Origin of the sequence: Actinoplanes sp. NPDC051861 (genome assembly GCF_040681145.1) — a bacterium.
Classification (GTDB): domain Bacteria; phylum Actinomycetota; class Actinomycetes; order Mycobacteriales; family Micromonosporaceae; genus Actinoplanes.
The window spans coordinates 967317-988421 of the sequence record NZ_JBFAYE010000001.1; the positions used below are offsets into that span (position 1 = coordinate 967317).

At 71.0% G+C, this 21105-nt stretch carries 20 protein-coding genes; 15 read left to right on the top strand and 5 right to left on the bottom strand.

Features of this window, described 5'->3' with window-relative positions; translation table 11 throughout:
• Positions 1 to 12: 12 nt before the first annotated feature.
• Both map and AB0M02_RS04760 read left to right on the top strand, forming a co-directional pair.
• Positions 13 to 870, top strand: coding sequence for a type I methionyl aminopeptidase (map, locus tag AB0M02_RS04755; protein WP_364221421.1), 858 nt, complete (start codon positions 13 to 15; stop codon positions 868 to 870).
• Positions 867 to 1565, top strand: a complete 699-nt coding sequence (locus AB0M02_RS04760; protein ID WP_364221424.1) for a VIT1/CCC1 transporter family protein — start codon at positions 867 to 869, stop codon at positions 1563 to 1565. The genes map and AB0M02_RS04760 overlap by 4 nt, the downstream gene beginning before the upstream one ends.
• Positions 1566 to 1576: 11 nt before the next feature.
• On the opposite strand, the gene AB0M02_RS04765 is transcribed toward AB0M02_RS04760, so the two are convergent.
• The 3 genes from AB0M02_RS04765 to AB0M02_RS04775 all read right to left on the bottom strand — a co-directional run bounded on the left by AB0M02_RS04765 (position 1577) and on the right by AB0M02_RS04775 (position 3250).
• Positions 1577 to 2284, bottom strand: a complete 708-nt coding sequence (locus tag AB0M02_RS04765; RefSeq protein WP_364221427.1) for a nucleotidyltransferase domain-containing protein — start codon at positions 2282 to 2284, stop codon at positions 1577 to 1579.
• Between the two features lie 63 nt (positions 2285 to 2347).
• The gene (locus AB0M02_RS04770; RefSeq protein ID WP_364221430.1) at positions 2348 to 2770 is read right to left on the bottom strand and encodes a ferritin-like domain-containing protein; all 423 of its coding nucleotides are present in this window, start codon (positions 2768 to 2770) and stop codon (positions 2348 to 2350) included.
• Positions 2771 to 2779: 9 nt separating this feature from the next.
• Positions 2780 to 3250, bottom strand: a complete 471-nt coding sequence (locus AB0M02_RS04775) for a hypothetical protein (protein ID WP_364222566.1) — start codon at positions 3248 to 3250, stop codon at positions 2780 to 2782.
• Positions 3251 to 3443: 193 nt separating this feature from the next.
• Here AB0M02_RS04775 and rimP point away from each other — a divergent pair, with 193 nt between their 5' ends.
• The 10 genes from rimP to truB all read left to right on the top strand — a co-directional run bounded on the left by rimP (position 3444) and on the right by truB (position 14360).
• The gene (gene rimP / locus AB0M02_RS04780; RefSeq protein WP_364221433.1) at positions 3444 to 4076 is read left to right on the top strand and encodes a ribosome maturation factor RimP; all 633 of its coding nucleotides are present in this window, start codon (positions 3444 to 3446) and stop codon (positions 4074 to 4076) included.
• Positions 4073 to 5089: a transcription termination factor NusA gene (nusA, locus tag AB0M02_RS04785; protein ID WP_364221436.1), complete on the top strand. Its 1017-nt coding sequence runs from the start codon at positions 4073 to 4075 to the stop codon at positions 5087 to 5089. Before rimP ends, nusA begins: the two co-directional genes overlap by 4 nt.
• Positions 5090 to 5123: 34 nt before the next feature.
• Positions 5124 to 5453, top strand: coding sequence for a YlxR family protein (locus AB0M02_RS04790; protein WP_364221439.1), 330 nt, complete (start codon positions 5124 to 5126; stop codon positions 5451 to 5453).
• Positions 5454 to 5559: 106 nt separating this feature from the next.
• Complete coding sequence (gene infB, locus AB0M02_RS04795) at positions 5560 to 8667, top strand: translation initiation factor IF-2 (protein WP_364221442.1); 3108 nt, start codon at positions 5560 to 5562, stop codon at positions 8665 to 8667.
• A 62-nt stretch (positions 8668 to 8729) separates the two neighbouring features.
• A complete protein-coding gene (locus AB0M02_RS04800; protein ID WP_364221445.1) occupies positions 8730 to 9752 on the top strand; it encodes an SAM-dependent methyltransferase in 1023 nt (340 codons plus the stop codon).
• A 33-nt stretch (positions 9753 to 9785) separates the two neighbouring features.
• Entirely contained in the window at positions 9786 to 10079 is a 294-nt protein-coding gene (locus AB0M02_RS04805; protein WP_364221448.1) for a DUF503 domain-containing protein, read from the top strand.
• A gap of 71 nt (positions 10080 to 10150) precedes the next feature.
• Positions 10151 to 10618, top strand: a complete 468-nt coding sequence (gene rbfA, locus AB0M02_RS04810) for a 30S ribosome-binding factor RbfA (RefSeq protein WP_364221451.1) — start codon at positions 10151 to 10153, stop codon at positions 10616 to 10618.
• Positions 10615 to 11628, top strand: a complete 1014-nt coding sequence (locus AB0M02_RS04815) for a bifunctional oligoribonuclease/PAP phosphatase NrnA (protein ID WP_364221454.1) — start codon at positions 10615 to 10617, stop codon at positions 11626 to 11628. The genes rbfA and AB0M02_RS04815 overlap by 4 nt, the downstream gene beginning before the upstream one ends.
• Before the next feature lie 464 nt (positions 11629 to 12092).
• A complete protein-coding gene (locus AB0M02_RS04820; RefSeq protein WP_364221457.1) occupies positions 12093 to 13403 on the top strand; it encodes an MATE family efflux transporter in 1311 nt (436 codons plus the stop codon).
• 69 nt (positions 13404 to 13472) lie between these two features.
• Complete coding sequence (gene truB, locus AB0M02_RS04825) at positions 13473 to 14360, top strand: tRNA pseudouridine(55) synthase TruB (RefSeq protein ID WP_364221460.1); 888 nt, start codon at positions 13473 to 13475, stop codon at positions 14358 to 14360.
• 6 nt (positions 14361 to 14366) lie between these two features.
• Here the strand turns inward: truB and AB0M02_RS04830 are convergent, their stop codons facing one another.
• Entirely contained in the window at positions 14367 to 14762 is a 396-nt protein-coding gene (locus AB0M02_RS04830; RefSeq protein WP_364221463.1) for a response regulator, read from the bottom strand.
• Positions 14759 to 17098: an ATP-binding protein gene (locus tag AB0M02_RS04835; RefSeq protein ID WP_364221466.1), complete on the bottom strand. Its 2340-nt coding sequence runs from the start codon at positions 17096 to 17098 to the stop codon at positions 14759 to 14761. The genes AB0M02_RS04830 and AB0M02_RS04835 overlap by 4 nt, the downstream gene beginning before the upstream one ends.
• 103 nt (positions 17099 to 17201) lie before the next feature.
• Here AB0M02_RS04835 and AB0M02_RS04840 point away from each other — a divergent pair, with 103 nt between their 5' ends.
• The 3 genes from AB0M02_RS04840 (at position 17202) to AB0M02_RS04850 (ending at position 21038) form a co-directional block, all read left to right on the top strand.
• Complete coding sequence (locus tag AB0M02_RS04840) at positions 17202 to 18131, top strand: bifunctional riboflavin kinase/FAD synthetase (RefSeq protein WP_364221469.1); 930 nt, start codon at positions 17202 to 17204, stop codon at positions 18129 to 18131.
• Between the two features lie 114 nt (positions 18132 to 18245).
• Positions 18246 to 18515, top strand: coding sequence for a 30S ribosomal protein S15 (gene rpsO / locus AB0M02_RS04845; RefSeq protein WP_111651421.1), 270 nt, complete (start codon positions 18246 to 18248; stop codon positions 18513 to 18515).
• A 192-nt stretch (positions 18516 to 18707) separates the two neighbouring features.
• The gene (locus AB0M02_RS04850) at positions 18708 to 21038 is read left to right on the top strand and encodes a polyribonucleotide nucleotidyltransferase (protein WP_364221472.1); all 2331 of its coding nucleotides are present in this window, start codon (positions 18708 to 18710) and stop codon (positions 21036 to 21038) included.
• The last annotated feature ends 67 nt before the right edge of the window (positions 21039 to 21105 follow it).

Genomic DNA, 21105 nt, shown 5'->3' on the forward strand with positions numbered 1-21105 from the left:
TAGGCTGTGGTCATGACGGTACGTGCCCCCTTGGTGCCGGGTAAGCAGTCGCGTGCGCGATCGGTCCCGGCTCAGATCGCCCGCCCGGAGTACGTGGGCAAGAAACGCCCTCGCGAGTGGCGCGGCTCGCACGTGCAGACCCCCGAGACGATCGAGAAGATGCGGATCGCGGGCCGCCTCGCCGCCCAGGCCACCCAGCTGGCGGGCGAGCACTGCAAGCCCGGCGTGACCACCGACGAGATCGACCGGGTGGTGCACGAGTTCCTCCTCGACCACGGGGCCTATCCGTCGACGCTCGGCTACAAGGGCTTCCCCAAGTCCTGCTGCACCTCGCTCAACGAGGTGATCTGTCACGGCATCCCGGACTCCACGGTGCTGGAGGACGGCGACATCATCAACGTCGACGTGACGGCGTACCTGAACGGCGTACACGGTGACACCGACGCCACCTTCTGCGTGGGCGAGGTCAGCGAGGAGGCCCGGCTGCTCGTCGAGCGGACCCACGAGGCGATGATGCGCGGCATCCGCGCAGTCGCGCCGGGCCGCCCGATCAACGCGATCGGCCGGGTCATCGAGGCGTATGCGCGACGGTTCGGCTACGGCGTGGTCCGCGACTTCACCGGGCACGGCATCGGCGAGACGTTCCACTCCGGGCTCTACGTGCCGCACTACGACAACCCGCGGCTGGACACCGTCATGGAGACCGGCATGACGTTCACCATCGAGCCGATGATCACCCTGGGCACCCATGAGTACGAGATCTGGAAGGACGGCTGGACGGTCGTCACGAAGGACCGCCTGTGGACCGCCCAGTTCGAGCACACGCTCGTGGTCACCGACGACGGTTACGAGATCCTGACCCTGCCGTGACCCAGGTCGTCGAGCACCATCACTCCGACGTCTCGGGTGGCTGGCTGCGGGCGGCCACGTTCGGCGCGATGGACGGCCTGGTCACCAACATCGCGCTGATCGCCGGGGTGGGCGGCGCGAACGCCGATCGCCAGATGCTGATCCTCACCGGTGTCGCCGGTCTGGTGGCCGGTGCCATCTCGATGGCGATCGGCGAGTACACCAGCGTCCGCACGCAGAACGAGCAGGTCGCCGCCGAGCTGGCCAAGGAGCTGCACGAGCTGCGGGTCAACCCGGAGGGTGAGGCCGACGAGCTGGTGCAGGCGTGGACCGCTCGTGGCCTGCCCGCCGCCCTCGCCCGTCAGGTCGCCGACGTGCTCAAGGCCCATCCGGACCAGGCGTTGCGGGTGCACGCCCAGGAGGAGCTCGGCGTGGTCCCGGACGAGTTGCCCAGCCCGTGGATCGCGGCCGGCTCCTCGTTCGTCTGCTTCGCGGTGGGCGCGGTGATCCCGCTTCTCACGCTTCTTCTTGGGTACGAGCAACTGTGGCTCGCCCTGGCCGTCGGCGGACTGGGGCTGTTCGTCACCGGCGCGCTGATCTCCCGGCTGACGGCTCGCCCGTGGTGGCGGGGCGGCCTGCGCCAACTGCTCCTCGGCGCGCTGGCGGCCGGCGCGACGTACCTCATCGGCGCCCTGATCGGGGTCAGCGCTTCCTAGTCGTCCGCTTCCTAGTCGAACAGCGCGCTGAGCGTGCCGTCGACCGGGCGGCCGCGCGCGGCCAGCTCCTCGGCCTGGTAGTTCAGGATCGCGCTGAGCTCCTGCATGTCGGCTGCGGCGAGTCCGGTGCGCTTGACCGCGTCCGCCTCGTTCCGAAAGTACGTCCTGGTCAGCAGGCCGGTCACCATCGCCGCGTGCAGGCGGGCCTCGGCCATCAGGACCAGCGCGGCATCGGTGTCATACCACTGCGCGAGGCGGACGGCACGTGCGTGCGCGCCGTTCGCGATCGCCCAGTTGTGCCGGGCCAGCTGGCTGAACTCGACCGGGCGCGCCTCGGCGAGCAGCGTCAGGTGCGCCTCACGCTGGTCGGCGAACCAGTCCTTCGGGTCGTACAGCGGAAAGTTGGAGATGAGCCCGTCGGCCAGCAGCGGCCAGCGGGGGGTGAGCACCCGGGACTGCCCCATGGCCTCCTCGGCGCCCATCACCCGGAGCTGGACCGGCACACCGTCGACCTTGCGCAGGGTGGGCCTCGGGCCGGTCCTCGGACGGAAGGTGACGACCACCAGATTGACGTCGCTGCTCTCGGAGTCGTCGCCGTGTGCGACCGACCCGTGCACCCCGATTGCCTGGACATCAGCCGCCCAGCGGTGCTGGATCACGTCACGCAGACGGACCGCCAGAGAGCCCCGGACGGTGGTGGTGTCGATCCCGTCGATCACACCCTCATTCTCGGGTATTCGTGATTTACGGGAAGCCCCGATCGGCAGCTATAAGTCTGTCGTTCAACCGGCGCGACCCGGAAAGGCCAAGGTCAGCGGTTCCACACCCGCGATCCGCCGCCATCGTGTAGCGCGAACTGCGGAGTCGGTCAAAGCCGACAATGCGTCGACACGCTCGGTACCCTCGGTCACCGGCAGCACGACCCGCCACGCCTGGGCCACGCCGTCCTCGACGTGGATCGCCAGCTTCAGCGCCGACTCGCGGTCGGTGACCTCGAACGGCAGCTGGTAACCGGCCGGTGCCGGCGCGGTGCTCGCCTTCAGCTCGTCGAGGCGTCCGACCAGGTCGTCACGCCGGACGCGATGCGCCTGTTCGGTGGCGCGGGCGCGGTCCTGCTCGTCCTCGGAGAGGTGGACGCCGATCAACCCGTACGCATAGATGGCCGCCTCCTCGGCGGCGAGCGCGCCCGCCAGTTCCTGACTCACGCCGCGAACCTAGCGCAGCGCCTCGGCGTGCGTGGCCCGGCAGGCCGCGATCGAGCCGACCAGCGCGGCCCGCTCCTTCGGTGCCGACCCGCACGCCGCGACCGCGTTCTTCTGTGCCGCCTGCTCGGCCTTGCGCAGCTCACCCGTGGGGTCGGCGTCGGTGGCCGAGCCGGACGACGGCGGCGCGGCCACGGCGGAGGGCGCGACGGTGCCGATCATCCGGGCGAGCTCGGTGGCGTGCTCCCGGTGCGCGCCGGCGAGCGGGGTGAGCCGTGCGGCGAGCGCGGGCTGGGCGGCGATCGCCCGGTCGTACGCACCGGCCAGGGCGAGCGCCTCGTCCAGCAGCGGCTGCAGCGGGTCCGGCGGCGGGGGCGGCTCCGGGTCGTCGCCGAACAGGCCACACCCACTCAGCGTCGCGGCGCTCAGGGCGGCGCCGGCGGTCACCAGCACCCCGCGGCGGGAGTGCCCTCCTGGTGTCATCACCGGGCCAGTCAACACCATCCGGTCCGGTGACCGTGGGTACGGGCCGCTGACCTGCGGATGGGGTGGTTTCGGAGCGGCGCCGCACCGGCCCGGGCGTGGGCGCGTTACGCTCAGCGTCAGCCGCGGGGCCGCGTTCTGCCCGGCGGCATATAGTCGTTTCCACTCCTCAGCGAATGAAAGGTCGAGCCCGATGACGCAGCGTGGTCGCGCCGGGGCCCGGCCCGGCGGACGTCCCGATGGCCGCCGCACCCGGCCCGAGCCGGAGAGCCGCACCGCCGCACCCCGGATCGACCTGGCCGCCGCCCGCGCGCGGGTCCGGGCCGTGATCGAGCCGGTGGTCGAGAAGGCGGGTTACGACCTGGAGGACCTGACCCTCTCCCGGGCCGGTCGCCGGCACGTGGTGCGGGTCCTGGTCGACACCGACGGCGGGATCAGCCTGGACGACGTGGCCGTCGTCTCCCGCGAGATCTCCGCGGCGCTGGACGCGGCCGAGGAGGCCGGTGGTGAGCTGCTCAGCGGGGAATACCAGTTGGAGGTCGGTTCGCCGGGCATCGACCGGCCGCTGACCGAGCCGCGCCACTGGCGCCGCAACGTCGGCCGCCTGGTCGCGGTGAACGGGGTGGTCGGCCGGGTGGTCTCGGCCGGCGAGACCGGTGTCGTGCTGGACGTGGACGGCGCGACCCGCGAGCTGGGCTTCGCCGAGCTCGGTCCGGGCAAGGTCCAGATCGAGTTCAAGCGGATGGACGAGGCGGACTTCGGCGACATCGACGAAGACGAGAACGACGACGAAGACGACGACGACGAAGGGGAGGGCGAGGAATGAACATCGACCTCGCGGCGCTGCGCGCCCTGGAGCGCGAGCGGGAGATCCCGTTCGAGACCATTCTCGCGGCCATCGAGACCGCACTGCTGACGGCGTACCGGCACACCGAGGGCGCGGAGAGCCACGCCCGGGTGGAGATCGACCGCAAGAGCGGGGTGGCCTCCGTGCTGGCACAGGAGCTCGACCCGGACGGCACCGTGGTGCGCGAGTGGGACGACACCCCGCACGACTTCGGCCGGATCGCCGCCATGACCGCCAAGCAGGTGATCCTGCAGCGGCTGCGCGAGGCCACCGACGAGCAGCACTTCGGTGAGTACGCGGGACGCGACGGCGACCTGGTCACCGGTGTGGTGCAGGCCGACGCGGCGCGGGCCGAGAAGGGCATCGTCATCGTCGACCTGGGCAAGCTCGAGGCGGTCCTGCCGCAGTCCGAGCAGGTGCCCGGAGAGACGTATGAGCACGGGTCCCGGATCCGCTGCATCGTGGTGCACGTGGCCAAGGGCTTCCGCGGCCCCCAGATCACCCTGTCGCGCTCCCACCCCGCCCTGGTGAAGAAGCTGTTCGCCCTGGAGGTGCCGGAGATCGCGGACGGGACCGTGGAGATCGCCGCGATCGCACGTGAGGCAGGTCACCGGACGAAGATCGCCGTGCGCTCGACCGTCGCCGGAGTGAACGCCAAGGGCGCCTGCATCGGGCCGATGGGCCAGCGGGTCCGCGCCGTGATGAGCGAACTCCACGGCGAGAAGATCGACATCATCGACTGGTCGGAGGACCCGGCCCAGTTCGTCGGCAACGCGCTCTCTCCGGCCAAGGCGCTGCGGGTCGAGGTGGTGGACGCCGCCACCCGTACGGCTCGGGTGACCGTGCCGGACTTCCAGCTGTCGCTGGCGATCGGCCGGGAGGGGCAGAATGCCCGGCTGGCGGCCCGGCTCACCGGGTGGCGCATCGACATCCGTCCGGACAACGAACCGGCCGGCGTCTCGGACCGTGATGCGGCCGAGGCGGGGAACTGACCGGATAAGCGTCCGGCGCGATCGAGGGGTAGACTTGTCCACGGTCGGCCCGACGCGAACCTGCGTCGGCTGCCGCAACCGCGCGCCGGCCGCTTCATTGCTGCGGTTCGTCGCGGCCGGATCCGGGGGAGACCTCCGGCTTCTGCCCGATCCGGGCCGTCGACTGCCGGGGCGGGGAGCGCATCTGCATCCCGATCCGGCTTGCTTAGCGCAGGCGGAGAGACGTCGAGCCTTCGGGCGTGCGTTACGTCTCACTGGTGTTGCTGACACTGGCCTGCTAGCCGAGCACATTCGTACGGTCTCCGTGCCGTGCGGACCCACCGATGACGAGGCGTCGGCGCTTCGTCACGACCCAGCAAGGTAGGACGACCCAGATGAGCACACGATGAAGTCCCTGAAATGACCAGGCTTCTAGTGCACGAGTGAGGTCTGTGCGGGTGCGCTCGCACGACCTCGAAGTGAGGAGTGCAGTGCCAGGCAAGGCCCGCGTACACGAGCTCGCCAAAGAGCTCGGGGTCGACAGCAAGACCGTTCTCGCCAAGTTGAAAGAAATGGGCGAGTTCGTCAAGTCCGCATCGAGCACCGTCGAGGCCCCGGTGGCCCGGCGGCTCCGTGGTGCCCTCGAACAGGGTGGAGCCGCGCCGTCGGCGCCGTCCGCCCCGTCATCGGGTGCGTCCGCCGTCTCCGGTGGATCGAGCACCGCTACGCCCCCGCGCCCCGGACCCCCGATGGGGCGGCCTCAGCCGCCGCGCCGGCCCGGTCCGCCGCAGGGCGGCCCCAATGTTCCTACGTCCCCTGCGCCGTCGCCCGGCCAGTTCCCCCGGCCCAAGCCGCCGGCCCCGGGTCGCCCGGGTCCGACGCCCGGTCCGGTCGCCAAGCCGGCCAGCGCCCACGACATCGAGGTGGCCGCCGCCGAGGCGCGCGCCTTGGCTCTGAAGGCGGAGCAGGAAGCAGCTGTCAAGGCGGCACAGGCCGCGCAGGCGGCCCGGACTCGCGACGCCGAGCGCCGGCCGCAGGGTCCCGCGGACGGCGGTGCCGCCCGTGGTGGCCCGCGTCCGGGTCCCGGCAGCGTCCCGCCGCGTCCGGGTTCCCCGGCCGCCGGTGGCCGCAACGCGACCCCGGGTGCTCCCGGCGGTCCCCGTCCCGGTCCGGCCGGCGGCGCTCCGCGCCCGCCCGCGCGTGGCCCGGGTAACAACCCGTTCGGTGTCTCCGGCGGTGGCGCCCCGCGTCCCAGCCCGGCCGCGATGCCGCGTCCCAACCAGGCGGGCATGCCGCCGCGGCCGAGCCCTGCCTCGATGCCGCCTCGGCCCAGCCCCGCCTCGATGCCGGCGCAGCGCCCGGGTCGCCCCGGTGGCGGTCCCGGCGGTGGCGCTGGTCGTCCCGGCGGTCCCGGCGGCGGCCGTGGCGGTCCCGGCGGCGGCGGTGGCGGCTTCCGCCCCGGTGGCGGCGGTGGCGGCGGTGGCGGCTTCCGTCCCGGCGGTGGCGGCGGTGGCGGTGCCGGCGGTGGCGGTGGCTACCGCGGTGGCCCCGGCGGCGGTGGCGGTGGCGGTGGCTACCGCGGCGGCCCCGGTGGTGGCGGCGGCGGTCCGGTCGGTGCCGGCGCGCCCGGTCGTCCCGGCGGTGCCGGTGGCCGTGGTCGTGGCGGTGGCGCGGCGGGTGCCTTCGGGCGTCCCGGCGGCCGGCCGACGCGTGGCCGCAAGTCGAAGAAGCAGCGGCGTCAAGAGTTCGACAACCTGTCTGCTCCGCAGATGAGCTCGGGCGCGCCCCGTGGAAACGGCCAGGAGATCCGGCTGTCCCGCGGTGCTTCGCTCTCCGACTTCGCCGACAAGATCAACGCCAACCCGGGTTCGCTCGTCCAGGAGATGTTCAACCTGGGCGAGATGGTGACCGCGACCCAGTCGGTCTCCGACGACACGCTGTTGCTGCTCGGTGAGCACCTGGGCTTCACCGTCGTGATCGTCAGCCCCGAGGACGAGGACCGTGAGCTGCTCGCGCAGTTCAACATCGACCTCGACGCCGAGATCGAGGCCGACCGCCTCGTCACCCGGCCCCCGGTGGTGACCGTCATGGGTCACGTCGACCACGGTAAGACGAAGCTGCTCGACGCGATCCGCAAGACCAACGTGGTCGCCGGCGAGGCGGGTGGCATCACCCAGCACATCGGCGCCTACCAGGTCTCCGTGCCCCACCAGGGCGTGGACCGCGCGATCACCTTCATCGACACCCCGGGTCACGAGGCGTTCACCGCCATGCGTGCCCGTGGTGCCCAGGTGACCGACATCGTGATCCTGGTGGTCGCGGCGGACGACGGCGTGATGCCGCAGACGGTCGAGGCGCTCAACCACGCCAAGGCCGCCGAGGTGCCGATCGTGGTCGCGGTCAACAAGGTCGACAAGCCGGACGCCAACCCGGAGAAGGTGCGCCAGCAGCTCACCGACTACGGCCTGCTCGCCGAGGAGTACGGCGGCGAGACGATGTTCGTCAACGTGGCCGCCAAGCCCGGCATCGGCATCGACGACCTCCTCGAGGCCGTCCTGCTGACCGCCGACGCGGCGCTCGAGCTGACCGCCCCGATCGACGGCCCCGCACAGGGTGTCGCGGTCGAGGCGCACCTGGACAAGGGCCGCGGTGCGGTCGCAACCGTCCTGGTGCAGAAGGGCACGCTGCGTGCCGGCGACTCGATCGTGGCGGGTTCCGCTCACGGTCGCGTCCGGGCCATGCTCGACGAGAACGGCAACCAGGTGCCCGAGGCGGGTCCGGCGCGTCCGGTCCTGGTCCTCGGTCTGACCTCGGTGCCGAGCGCCGGTGACACGTTCCTCGCGGCTGAGGACGACCGCACCGTGCGGCAGATCGCCGAGCAGCGGCAGGCCCGTCGCAGGGCCGCGACCTTCGCCAACTCCCGGCGCGCCAAGACGATCGACGAGATCGTCCGCGAGCTCAAGGAAGGCGAGAAGGCGTCGCTCACCCTGGTCATCAAGGGTGACGGCTCCGGTTCGGTCGAGGCGCTCGAGGATGCGCTGTTCAAGATCGACATTCCGGACGAGGTGCAGCTCAAGGTCATCCACCGCGGCGTCGGTGCGATCACCGAGAGCGACGTCAACCTGGCGTCGGCCTCGTCGGACCAGACCGCGACGATCATCGGCTTCAACGTCCGGGCGTCGAACAAGGTCAAGGAGCTCGCCGACCGCTCCGGCGTGGAGATCCGCTACTACAGCGTGATCTACCAGGCCATCGAGGAGATCGAGGCGGAGCTCAAGGGCCTGCTCAAGCCGGAGTACGAAGAGGTCGAGCAGGGTACGGCGGAGATCCGCGAGGTCTTCCGCTCGTCCAAGATCGGTCTCATCGCCGGTTGTATCGTCCGGTCGGGTCTCATCCGCCGCAACGCCAAGGCGCGAATCCTGCGCGACGGCGTCGTGGTCGGGGACAACGTCACGATCAGCTCGCTCAAGCGGTTCAAGGACGACGCCACCGAGGTCCGCGAGGGCTTCGAGTGTGGTCTGACGCTCCAGGGCTACGGCTCGCCGCAGGTCGGCGACGTGATCGAGACCTTCGAGATGCGTGAGAAGCCGCGGGCGTAAGTCCACGGCTCGGTGACGGCCCCCGGCGTAACGCCGGGGGCCGTCGCTGCACAATGGCAGGCATGTCCCGGTATGCCATGCTGCTCGCCCCGTCCGCCAACCGCGTCTACGCCGACCAGGCGGCACGCATCTCCCAGGCGGAACTCGCCGCTTTCGGCCCGGTGCTCTCCGCCGGCCTCGACGGCATCGGCGTCACCGCGATCGGCGGCGTGGAGTACCTGACGTTCGAAGGCTCGCTCCAGGAGCGCGACATCGCGTACCTGTCGAACCTCTCGGCCGCCTACGCGCTCTTCGAACTCCTCGACGAGGACCTGCTGCGCCCGCTCACCCTGGCGCCGCTGGCCCGCTACGACAGCGACCTGATCACCATTCCGAAGTACGCCGGCAAGACCAACGAGCAGTTCACCAAGCTGGTGCTGAACCTGACGCTGCTCGCCTCCGCCTCCGCGGGCCGGATGCTCGACGGCCACCTGACCGTCCTCGACCCGCTCTGCGGCCGAGGCACCACCCTCAACCAGGCCCTCATGTACGGCTACGACGGCATCGGTGTCGAGATCGACGGCAAGGACGTCGAGGCGTACAAACTGTTCCTGCAGACGTGGCTCAAGCGCAAGCGGCTCAAGCACAGCGCCGAGCTGGTCCCGATGCGCGTCCAGGGCCGCCGTGCGGCACGCCGGCTCGAGGTGACGATGGCCGCCAGCAAGGACGACCACCGGGCCGGCGCGGTGCAGAAGGTGACCGTCCTGCACGCCGACACCACCCAGCTGGACGGCCTGATCCGGCGCGGCGTGGCCGACGTGCTGGTCGCCGACCTGCCGTACGGTGTGGCCCACGGCAGCTACGACGACAGCGGCATCTCCCGCCGCCCTCTGGACCTGCTGGAGCGTGCGGTGCCGCAGTGGCTGCCGCTGCTGCGTCCCGGCGGCGCGGTGGGCCTCTCCTGGAACACCAAGGTGGCCAAGCGCGAGCTCGCCGAGGACATCCTGCTGGCCAACGGGCTCGCACTGGTCGAGCACCTGCCCCTGGAGCACCGGGTGGACCAGGGCATCGACCGCGACGTGGTGGTGGCGCGGAAACCCGCCTGAGAAATCCCGCCGCCGGGCGTACCCTGCTCGCTGATGTATACCGAGACCGCAGTCCTCGACCTGCTCCTGCCCGGCGACTCCCGCTCGCTGAAGCAGAAGCGTTCCTACGTCCGGCCGATCATCGCGATGCTGAAGAAGTTCGATGTCAGCGTCGCCGAGGTCGGATTCCACGACCTGCATGCCCGCGCCCGGATCGGGGTAGCCGTGGTGGCAGCGGAGCCCGCACAGGCCCGTGCTGTCATCGACACCTGCGAGAACCAGGTGGCGGGCCGTCCCGAGATCGAGTTGCTATCCGTCAAGCGACGGCTTTACGGCGAGGACGACTGACGTAGGTACGCTTCAGCAGTTAAGGCGGGGGCGGTGCTGACCCGCGGGAATCACAGTCGGAGGTGGGCGAAATGTCGGACCCAGCCAAGACGCGTCGGCACGCGGAACGTGTTCGCGAGTTGGTGGCTTCGCTGGTGCGGGAGATCAAGGATCCCCGTCTCGGCATGCTGACCGTCACGGACGCCCGGATCACCGGTGATCTGCGCGAGGCCACGGTCTACTACACGGTCCTCGGTGACTCCACCGAGCAGGCCTCCACCGCGGCGGCCCTGGAGAGCGCCAAGGGCATGTTGCGCAGCCGTGTCGGTCACGCGCTCGGCCTGCGCCACTCGCCGAGCCTGACGTTCGTGCTGGACAACGTGCTGGACCACGCCAAGGAGATCGACGATCTGCTGGCCGAGGCCCGGCACCGCGACCAGGAGGTGCAGCGGCTCGCGGCCGGTAAGAAGTACGCGGGCGATCCGGACCCGTACAAGAGTGACGAGGACGAGGACGAGGACGACTCCGAGCGGGTGGGTGCGGCTGAGGACAAAGGGTGACCCTGTCCGATCCCACGGCTGAGCAGTGGGCCGCCGCCGTCGCGGCGGTCCGCGCGCTCGGCGCAGATGACGAGATCCAGCTGATCTGCCACGTGAACCCGGACGGGGACGCACTCGGCAGCATGCTCGGTTTCGGGCTGGGACTGCGGCGGCTGGGCTTCGGGCGGGTGCGTGCCACCTTCCCGGGCGAGTTCCGGGTCCCGGATCCGTACCGTTCGCTGCCCGGGTCGGACCTGCTGGTCCCGGAGGCCGAGGCCTGGAAGAACGCCGATCTGGTCATGATCTTCGACGTGGCGAGCGAGTCGCGCCTCGGCGGGCTCGCCGGCCTGCTCGCGGACGCGCCCGCCAGCGTGGTGCTCGACCATCACGCGTCCAACACCGGCTTCGGCGGCGTCCGGCTGGTCGATCCTCGGGCGGCCGCCACCTCGGTGGTCGCCGAGCAGTTGCTCAGCCGGCTCGGCGTGGAGCTGGACAGCGAGATCGCCGAGTGCCTCTACGTGGCGCTGGCGACCGACACCGGCTCGTTCAAGTTCGACCTGACCACGGTGGCCGTGCACGAGCTGGCCGCCCGTCTGATCGCCACCGGCCTGCAACCGGGCGAGATCTCCCGGCGCATCTTCGACAGCCGGCCGTTCGGCGCGATGAAGCTGGCCGGCGAGGTGATGGGCCGCGCGGTGCTGGAGCCGGGCGCGGCCGGCGGGCGGGGCATGGTCTGGACCGTGGCGACGCTGGACGACCTGGAGAGGTATGCCCAGCCGCCCTACGTGCTGGACACCCTGATCGACCCGATCCGCTCGGTCGCCGAGGCGGACGTCTCGGTGGTGGTGAAGCAGGTCGCCGCCGGGGAGTGGTCGGTGTCACTGCGCAGCAAGGGCGCCGTGGACGTGAGCGGCGTTGCGGTGGCTCAGGGTGGCGGGGGACACCGTCTGGCCGCCGGATTCACCGGTTACGGGGAGGCGGATGCGGTGGTTGACACCGTTCGTCGCCTACTTGACGAATATCTGAACTAGACACCGTTTTCGCAGTTCGAAGGGGGTCACCCGAAGGGGTGGCCCCCTTTGTCGTTGTCCCGGATCGCGGGATCCCACCAACGGCCACCCGGAGTGAACGTTAGTTTGGTTCCTGAACGGTGATTTGGTTTCGCGCGGCTGCCACCGACCGCCTTCCGCGAGACCTCGAGCCACCCGGGTCCACCGCCCCGGGCCGCGTCACCTCCGCCAAGATCCGGCGATCCCGGATCGGCCCGCTGTGACGCCCCGCTCGACCGATTCCGGGCGCCCCGCCGATGCGGGGGCGCCCCACTCCACCGTGGAAGGAAGCTCTCTCATGGCTGCCAAGCCGAAGCCTCAGCCCTCCGACGATGCCCGCGAGCAGGCGCGCCGCGCCCTGCAGACCTCGCTGGACACCCGTCAGTAGGTGTAAGTGGCAGGGCCGCATTGCGGCCCTTACTCCGCAGCGGGCATCATGGGACACCATGAGCCCGCCCGCCCGCACCGCCACGGCACACCGGATCGCCGCGCTGGCCCTGCCGGCACTCGTGGTCCTGGCCGCCGAGCCGCTCTACGTGCTCGTCGACACCGCCGTCGTCGGCCATCTCGGCCCGGTCGAGCTCGCCGCCGTCGCCGTGGGCGGCACGGTCATGTCGATGGCCGCCTGGTTCGGCACCCTCATGGCGTACGGGACCACCGGCCGCGCCGCCCGCCGTTTCGGCGCCGGCGACCGCCCGGCCGCGGTCGCCGAGGGTGTGCAGGCCTCCTGGCTCGCGCTCGGTGTGGGCCTGCTGCTGGCCGCGGCCGCGATGGTCGGCGCCGAGCCGCTCACCCGCGTGCTGGCCGGCAACCCGGAGACCGCCGAGGCCGCCGCCGGTTGGCTGCGCATCGCCGCGCTGGGTGCGCCCGGACTGCTGCTCGCCGCCGCCGGCAACGGCTGGATGCGGGGCGTGCAGGACACCCGGCGCCCGCTCTACATCGTGCTGGGCGCGAACGTGCTCTCCGCCGTTCTCTGCCCGATCCTGGTCTACCCGCTCGGGCTCGGCCTGACCGGCTCGGCGATCGCCAACGTCACGGCGCAGACGGCCGGCGGCGTACTCTTCCTGCTCGCCCTGATCCGGGAGACGCGCGCCCTGCGCCCGGTCCCGTCGATCATCGTGCGGCAGGTGGTGCTCGGCCGCGACCTGCTCATCCGCGGGGCGGCCTTCCAGGCCTGCTTCCTCTCCGCGACGGCGGTCGCCTCGCGATTCGGGGTGGCCGCGGTCGGCGCGCACCAGATCGCGTTGCAGCTCTGGTTCTTCGCGGCGCTGGCCCTGGACGCGGTGGCGATCGCGGCGCAGTCGCTGGTGGGTGCGGCGCTGGGTGCGGGGGACGGGGACGAGGCTCGCGACGTGGCTCGCCGCGTCACGCTCGCTGGTGGCGTGGCGGCGGTGGCCTTCGCGATCCTGGCCGCCGTGGGAGCGTCGGCGGTGCCCACCTGGTTCACGTCCGACTCCGCCGTTCAGGAGCAGGCAGCGGTGATCTGGCCGTGGTTCGTGGGGCTGTTGCCGTTCGCGGGGGTCGTCTACGCCCTGGACGGCGTGTTCATCGGGGCCGGCGATGTAGCGTTTTTGCGTACGATAACGGTGTTTTCTGCTCTTTTTGGGTTTCTTCCTGCTGTCTGGGTCGCTTATGCCTTCGACCTCGGGCTGGGAGGCGTGTGGGCGGGGCTCGGCTTGTTCACTCTGGTCCGCTTCGTAACGCTGGTCTGGCGATGGCGATCTCCGCGATGGGTGGTCGTGGGCGCCACCCGCTGACCCGCGTGTGGAGTTGGGGTGTGGAGCGGGGTTGAAGTTCACACACGGGGTGGGTCTTAGGGTGGGCGGGTGAACTCGGATGGACTGATCGTGGTGGACAAACCGGCCGGGATGACGTCGCACGACGTCGTCGCGCGGATCCGGCGGCTGGCGAAGACCCGGCGGGTGGGGCACGGCGGGACGCTGGACCCGATGGCCACCGGCGTCCTGATCATCGGGGTGAACCGGGCGACGCGGCTGCTGACCTACGTCATCGGGGCCCGCAAGAGCTACACCGCCACGGTCCGCCTGGGCGAGTCCACCGTCACCGACGACGCCGAGGGGGACGTCACCGCGAGCACCCCGGCCGGTGCGGTCACCGACGACGCGATCCGGGCCGGTCTGGCCGCGCAGACCGGGGAGATCGGCCAGGTGCCCAGCGCGGTCAGTGCCATCAAAATCAACGGGGTACGTTCCTACAAGCGCGTCCGTGACGGCGAGGCCGTCGACATCCCGGCGCGGCGCGTGACGGTCTTCCGTCTGGACATTCTGGACATCCGCCGGCCCTCGGGCCGCGATGTGATCGACGTGGACATCGACGTGACGTGTTCGTCGGGGACATACATCCGGGCCATCGCCCGTGACCTCGGGACCACCCTCGGCGTGGGCGGGCATCTCACCGCGCTGCGTCGCACCGCCGTCGGCGACATGACCCTCGATGTGGCCTCCACCCTCGGGGACCTGGAGGAACGCGCCCCCGACGTGGTCGGCCTGCCCATGGCTGAGGCGGCCCGCCGGGCGTTCCCGCAGCGCGTCGCGACCGAGGAGGAGACCCGCGTGCTCCGCCACGGCGGCCCGTTGACGCCGGTGGGCATCGAGGGGCCCTATGCCGTCTTCGACCCGGCCGGCGAGGTGCTGGCGATCGTCAGCGAGCGCGACGGCAAGGCGCGCGCCGAGATCGTCCTCTCCCCGGCCTGAGCCCGGCTAGGGCTGCGGTAAATGGCGGGCGACCGTGGCCACCAGGTCCGCGGCGGCGTAAGGCTTGTCCAGGAAGTCGTCGCAGCCGGCATCGAGGGCGGCCTTCTGGTCGCGGGGCAGGACGCTGGCCGTCACCGCGACCACGTGGGGGCGGGGCCGGTCCGGCGGCGGTGTGCCGGCTGCCAGCTCGCGGGCCAGGGTGAGGCCGTCGCCGTCGGGCAGGTTGAGGTCGAGCAGGATGAGGTCGACGTCGGTGTCGGCCAGGCGTTCGCGGGCCCCCGCCAGGGTGGTGGCGTCGATGACCTCGGCGTCGCGGACCTCGGCGACCGCGGCGCGGGAGAGCACGGCCTTGACGAGCATGCGGTTGAGTTCCTCGTCCTCGACGAGCAGGATCCGGCTCACCTGACTGCCTCCTGGGTGGGCGGGACCGCGTTGCGCAGGTGGTGGGGCGGGGACGTGCGGCGGCGAGCGGGGGACTCGGTGGGTACTCCGGCCACCTCGGCCATCGGGCCGAACCCGGCGTAGGCGGGTGCGCGTCTGCTCGTACCCATGGAAATGCTCGAAGCCGGATGCGCGCCCAGCCGTGGCCCGCCCGCCCAGCCCGCGCTTCCCGCACGGAGGCCTTCCTGGAAGGCCTGCCGGACCGCGTCCTCGCCGGAGAGGACCAGCGGTGCGCTCGCCGCCGCGATGGCGTTGGCCAGTGCGCTGAGCAGCGCGTGCTGGTCGACCGGCTTGACGAAGTGGTCGTGCACGCCGGGCGGGCCCTCGTCGTGGATGCTCACCACCAGCACCGGTACCGACGCGAGGCGCGTGTCCGCGTGGAGCCGGCGCATCACCTCGCCGCCGTCGACGCCGGGCAGGTCGAGGTCGAGGATGATCGCGTCGGGACGGTGTTCGTGCGCGAGGGCGAGGCCGCTCTCGCCGCTGGCCGTCACCTCCACCCGGTATCCGGCGTGGCCCAGCCTGGTGCGGGTCAGCTCGGCCGACTGCGGGTCATCTTCGATGACCAGGACGTAGTGGGCGTCGGCGGGCGAGGGCGCCGCCGGCTGAGGGAGCTTTGCCGCGGGCATGCGTACGCCGAAACAGCTCCCCTCACCCGGCACCGACTCACAGATGATTTCCCCGTGGTGCGCCTCCACGAGTCGTTTGGCCAGCGCCAGGCCCAGCCCGGTGCCGGCGTGCCGCCGTTCCGGATCGCCCGCCTGCTGGAACTCCTCGAAGATGCGCGAGATGTCGTCGGCCGAGATGCCCACTCCGGTGTCGGCGACGGTGACCATCGCGTGGTCGTCGTCGCGGCCGGTGGTGACCGTGACCGTGCCGCCCTCGGGGGTGAACTTCGCCGCGTTCGACAGCAGGTTCTCGACGATCTGCCGGAACCGCACGCGGTCGGCGAGGACGGTCACCGGCCGGAGGTCCGTGCGCACCCGCAGGCCCTTCTCGGTGAAGATCGGCGACAGGGCGGTGAGGAGTTCGTCGATCGCGGTGTCGGCGCGTAACGGTGCGAGTCGCAGGTCCATCCGGCCGGCCTCCACCTTGCTCAGATCGAGAATGTCGTTGATCAGGCGGAGCAGGTGCCGCCCGCTGTCGTGCACGTGGTCCACCCAGTCGGCGGGCACCCGGCGGCGGTCGCCGTCCGGTTCCTCGAGCCGCATCAGGTCGCTGAATCCGATGATGGCGTTGAGTGGCGTACGCAGCTCGTGGCTCATGTTCGCCAGGAAGTCGCTCTTGGCGCGGTTCGCCCGGGTGAGCGCGACGACCGACGCGTTGAGCTCCGCGTTGATCGCCTGGCGTTCGGCGAGCAGCCCGGCCTGTCCGCCGAGCTCGGCGAGCAGCCGCAGGTCGTCCTCGCTGAACAGGTTGTAGTGGCGGTTGACGAGCTGCACGGCGCCCTCGACGTCCGGCGCCACCGGCATCGGCAGCGTGATGACGTGCGCGTCGATCTGCTCGCCGTCGTACGCGATCCGCCGCAGCTCGCCGCTCTCCGGATCGGGCAGCAGGACTGCCACCGCGTCGGCGCCGGTCTGCTCCCGCATGATCTCCGCGTAGGTCTGCCAGACCTGTTCCGCCGACTCGGCCGGCGCCCGCAGGAGCCGCTCGGTGACCGAGTGGGCCGCGGTCGTCGCGAACAGCCGCCGCAGCCACCGTGGCGGCAGGAAGGCAACCAGGTAACCGAGCGCGCTGATCAGGGCGAGGATGAGGCTGACGTCGAAGAGGGGGTAGCGGCGCAGCAGGATCATCAGGCCGAGGACCGCCGTCGCCGCCGCGGCGATCATCAGCCGGGCGCGGTTGGCACCGGTACGGGCATGCGCCTCCCGGTAGAACACCAGCGCCGCGATCATCTGGACGCTCAGGTAGTAGATCATCACGCCGATGCGCGCGCCGAGCGGAACCGGCCACGGCAGCAGCACCGCCGGCAGGGTGGAGATGATGTATGCGGCGAGGGCCGTCCTGGTCAGCCAGCGAGGAACCGGGCGCAGGCGACCGGCGAGGCGGAGCGTCAGGTAGGGCAGCGAGAGCTGGATCGCGGAGGTCGTGGCCTCGGCCCAGTGGGGAAGCCCGTCGGCCGCGACCCGCAGCATGTCGACGCAGAAGCCGAGTGCGGACGGGAAGAACAGGAGGGTCACGTCGCGGCGCAGCGGGTCGGGATGCCGCAGATAGGTGAGCAGAGCCCGCAGGAAGATCACCGCGAAGGTGACCTCCGCAGCGAGTAGGACGGCGCGGGTCCACTCGATGCTCATATCGGTGTCAATCGTAGCTTTCCGGGCGGCCCCGAGGGGGCATACGGCCGCTCCGTGCGGTCGATAGGCTGGGCGGAGCGGCGTACGGCGGAGGAGCGTTTCGATGCAGCGGTGGCGGGGCTACGAGTCGGTCCCCGGTGGATGGGGCCGGTCGGTCGTGACGATCGGCGTCTTCGACGGCGTGCACCGCGGTCACCAGGCGATCATCGGGCATGCCGTGAAGCGGGCCCGGGACCTGGGCCTCCAGTCGGTGGTGATGACCTTCGACCCGCACCCCGCCGAGGTGGTGCGCCCGGGGTCGCACCCGGCCGTGCTGACCGAGCCGGTGCGCAAGGCCGAGCTGATCGAGGAGCTGGGCGTCGACGCGCTCTGCGTGGTCCCGTTCACCTCGGCCTTCTCGCAGCAGACGCCGAACGAGTTCGTGCACGACGTGCTGGTCGAGGCGCTGCACACGGCGGTCGTGGTGGTCGGCGACAACTTCCGGTTCGGCCACAAGGCGGCCGGTGACGTCGCGCTGCTGGAGACGCTGGGGCACAAGTTCGGCTTCACCGTCGAGGACGCCCCGCTGGTCTCCGAGGGCGGGCTGGTGTTCTCCTCGACGTACATCCGCAGTTGTGTCGACGCCGGGGACGTGCGTGCCGCAGCCGCCGCACTCGGCCGGCCGCACCGCCTGGCCGGCGTCGTCGTCCGCGGTGACCAGCGCGGACGCGAGCTGGGCTTCCCCACCGCCAACCTGATGGTCCACCGATACGCGTCGGTCCCGGCCGACGGCATCTACGCGGCGTGGCTCACCCGCGGCGGCGAGGACGTCCGCCGCCCGGCCAGTGTGTCGATCGGCACCAATCCCACGTTCTCCGGCCGGGAGCGCCGGGTGGAGGCCTACGTCCTCGACTTCGAGGGTGACCTGTACGGCGAGCGGGTGAGCCTCGACTTCGTCGCGCACCTCCGCGAGCAGCGAAAATACGACGCCATCGACCCGTTGATCGCGCAGATCCGCGCGGACGTCGAAGAGACCCGGGTGTTGCTCCGATGACGCCCTGATAGGGTTTAACTGTCGTTGGGTTGTCCCGACACCGGCCCCGCCTGCCTGCCCGACGCCGCGGGTGCGGGGAATCGTTTGAATCGGCAACACAGAAGTCCGGAGAACATGGCGCTCGATCAAGAGACCAAGAACAAGATCATGGGTGAGTACGCGACCAAGGAAGGCGACACCGGTTCGCCCGAGGTTCAGGTCGCGATGCTCACCAAGCGGATCGCCGACCTCACCGAGCACCTCAAGGTGCACAAGCACGACCACCACAGCCGTCGTGGTCTGCTGCTGCTGGTGGGCCAGCGGCGCCGCCTGCTGAACTACGTTCAGAAGAAGGACATCGCGCGCTACCGGACGCTCATCGAGCGTCTCGGCCTGCGCCGATAGCACTGCCCAGAGGGAGCGGCTGAGGTCGCTCCCTCTGGATTTCCACCCCACGGACCCGCGCGGATCACACCGTCAGCACCGGTCCTCGGTAGTGGTTCCCAGGCACAAGACTCCTGGGTACTTCGATCGAAGACCGGCCTTCTGAACCGCGCTGTAGACCGCCGGGTCCTAGACGAAGGAGTACCGCACTTCATGACAGAGCAGAACGCTCTCGGTAAAGAGTCTCGCACCGCCGTCATCGACAACGGATCGTTCGGCACCCGCGAGATCACGTTCTACACCGGCCGCCTCGCGCAGCAGGCCGCCGGTTCGGTGATCGTCCAGCTGGGCGACACCACCGTCCTCTCCGCGACGACCGCCAGCAAGCAGCCGAAGGACCACTTCGACTTCTTCCCGCTGACCGTCGACGTCGAGGAGCGGATGTACGCCGCCGGCCGCATCCCCGGCTCGTTCTTCCGGCGTGAGGGCCGTCCCAGCGAGGACGCCATCCTCACCTGCCGCCTGATCGACCGGCCGCTGCGCCCGTCGTTCACCAAGGGCCTGCGCAACGAGGTCCAGGTCGTCGAGACCGTTCTGGCCCTCGACCCGGCCCACCCGTACGACGTGGTCGCCATGAACGCGGCCTCGATGTCCACCAAGCTCTCCGGCCTGCCGTTCAGCGGCCCGGTCGGCTCGACCCGCGTCGCGCACGTCGAGGGCCAGTGGGTCGCGTTCCCGACCCTCGAGGAGCTCGAGCGGGCGACCTTCGACATGGTCGTCGCGGGCCGCACGCTGCCGGACGGCGACGTCGCGATCATGATGGTCGAGGCCGAGGCCACCCCGCACGCGATCAAGCTGATCTCGGCCGGTGCCGTCGCCCCGACCGAGGAGATCGTCGCCAGCGGCCTGGAGGCGGCCAAGCCCGCGATCCGCGAGCTGTGCCGCGCGCAGAGCGAGCTGGCCGCGGTCGCCGCGAAGCCGGTCGCCGAGTTCCCGGTCTTCCTGGACTACCAGGACGACGTCTACGCCGCGGTGGCCGACGCCGTTCGCGGTGAGACCGCCGAGGCGCTGAAGATCGCCGGCAAGCAGGAGCGCGAGGAAGCCCTCGACCTGGTCAAGGCGAAGGCGCACGAGCTGCTCGACGAGCGGTTCGAGGGCCGGGAGAAGGAGATCAGCGCGGCCTTCCGCTCGATCACCAAGTCCGAGGTCCGCCAGCGGGTCCTCAGAGAGCAGATCCGCATCGACGGCCGCGGCCCGCGCGACATCCGCCCGCTGACCGCGCAGGTCGGTGTGCTGCCGCGGGTGCACGGCTCCGCGCTGTTCGAGCGTGGCGAGACCCAGATCCTGGGCGTCACCACGCTGAACATGCTGCGCCTGGAGCAGTCGCTGGACACTCTCGCCCCCGAGAAGACCAAGCGCTACATGCACAACTACAACTTCCCGCCGTACTCGACCGGTGAGACCGGCCGGGTGGGCTCGCCGAAGCGGCGTGAGATCGGCCACGGTGCGCTGGCCGAGCGCGCGCTGGTTCCGGTGCTGCCGTCGCGCGAGGAGTTCCCGTACGCGATCCGTCAGGTCTCCGAGGCCCTCGGCTCGAACGGCTCGACGAGCATGGGCTCGGTCTGCGCCTCCACCCTCGCGCTGCTGAGCGCCGGTGTGCCGCTGAAGGCTCCGGTCGCCGGTATCGCGATGGGCCTGATCTCGGACGAGGTCGACGGCAAGACGCAGTACGTGGCGCTCACCGACATCCTCGGCGCCGAGGACGCGTTCGGCGACATGGACTTCAAGGTCGCCGGCACCAGCGAGTTCGTCACCGCCCTGCAGCTGGACACCAAGCTCGACGGCATCCCGTCGGACGTGCTGGCCGGCGCGCTGCAGCAGGCGCACGAGGCCCGCGCCACCATCCTGGGCGTGATGACCGCCGCCATCGAGGCTCCGGCCGCGATGAGCGAGCACGCCCCGCGCGTCACCACCGTCAAGATCCCGGTCGACAAGATCGGTATGGTCATCGGCCCCAAGGGCCAGACGATCAACGCGATCCAGGACGAGACCGGCGCCGACATCTCCATCGAGGACGACGGCACGATCTACGTCGGCGCGACCAACGGCCCGGCCGCCGAGGCCGCGGTCGAGCGGATCAACGCGATCGCCAACCCGACGCTGCCGAAGGTCGGCGACAAGTTCCTCGGCACCGTGGTGAAGACCGCCGCGTTCGGCGCCTTCATCTCGCTGCTGCCCGGCCGCGACGGCCTGCTGCACATCTCCAAGGTGGGCGACGGCAAGCGGGTCGACAAGGTCGAGGACTTCCTCAACGTCGGCGACAAGGTCGAGGTCTCCATCGCGGACATCGACCAGCGCGGCAAGATCTACCTGGACAAGGTCCGCCCCGAGGGCGAGGAGGCCCCGGCGGCCCCCGCGGCCTCCGAGGGTGGCGGCCGTCCCCCGCGTGAGGACCGTGGTGACCGCGGCCCCCGCGAGGGTGGCGGCGAGCCGCGCCGTCGCCGGTCCCGCACGGGCGGCGACCGTGGTGAGCGTCGCGACTAAGTGACAGCCAACAGCAACCGCGGGCCGGCCGAGAGGCCGGCCCGCGTTGTCACCCGGACCCTTCAGG

Excerpts from the sequence above, each read along its gene's own strand:
- map (WP_364221421.1), top strand. The coding sequence starts at position 13 with ATGACGGTACGTGCCCCCTTGGTGCCGGGTAAGCAGTCGCGTGCGCGA.
- AB0M02_RS04775 (WP_364222566.1), bottom strand. The coding sequence starts at position 3,250 with ATGACACCAGGAGGGCACTCCCGCCGCGGGGTGCTGGTGACCGCCGGC.
- rimP (WP_364221433.1), top strand. The coding sequence starts at position 3,444 with ATGACGCAGCGTGGTCGCGCCGGGGCCCGGCCCGGCGGACGTCCCGAT.
- nusA (WP_364221436.1), top strand. The coding sequence starts at position 4,073 with ATGAACATCGACCTCGCGGCGCTGCGCGCCCTGGAGCGCGAGCGGGAG.
- AB0M02_RS04800 (WP_364221445.1), top strand. The coding sequence starts at position 8,730 with ATGTCCCGGTATGCCATGCTGCTCGCCCCGTCCGCCAACCGCGTCTAC.
- AB0M02_RS04805 (WP_364221448.1), top strand. The coding sequence starts at position 9,786 with ATGTATACCGAGACCGCAGTCCTCGACCTGCTCCTGCCCGGCGACTCC.
- rbfA (WP_364221451.1), top strand. The coding sequence starts at position 10,151 with ATGTCGGACCCAGCCAAGACGCGTCGGCACGCGGAACGTGTTCGCGAG.
- AB0M02_RS04820 (WP_364221457.1), top strand. The coding sequence starts at position 12,093 with ATGAGCCCGCCCGCCCGCACCGCCACGGCACACCGGATCGCCGCGCTG.
- AB0M02_RS04835 (WP_364221466.1), bottom strand. The coding sequence starts at position 17,098 with ATGAGCATCGAGTGGACCCGCGCCGTCCTACTCGCTGCGGAGGTCACC.
- AB0M02_RS04840 (WP_364221469.1), top strand. The coding sequence starts at position 17,202 with ATGCAGCGGTGGCGGGGCTACGAGTCGGTCCCCGGTGGATGGGGCCGG.
- rpsO (WP_111651421.1), top strand. The coding sequence starts at position 18,246 with ATGGCGCTCGATCAAGAGACCAAGAACAAGATCATGGGTGAGTACGCG.
- AB0M02_RS04850 (WP_364221472.1), top strand. The coding sequence starts at position 18,708 with ATGACAGAGCAGAACGCTCTCGGTAAAGAGTCTCGCACCGCCGTCATC.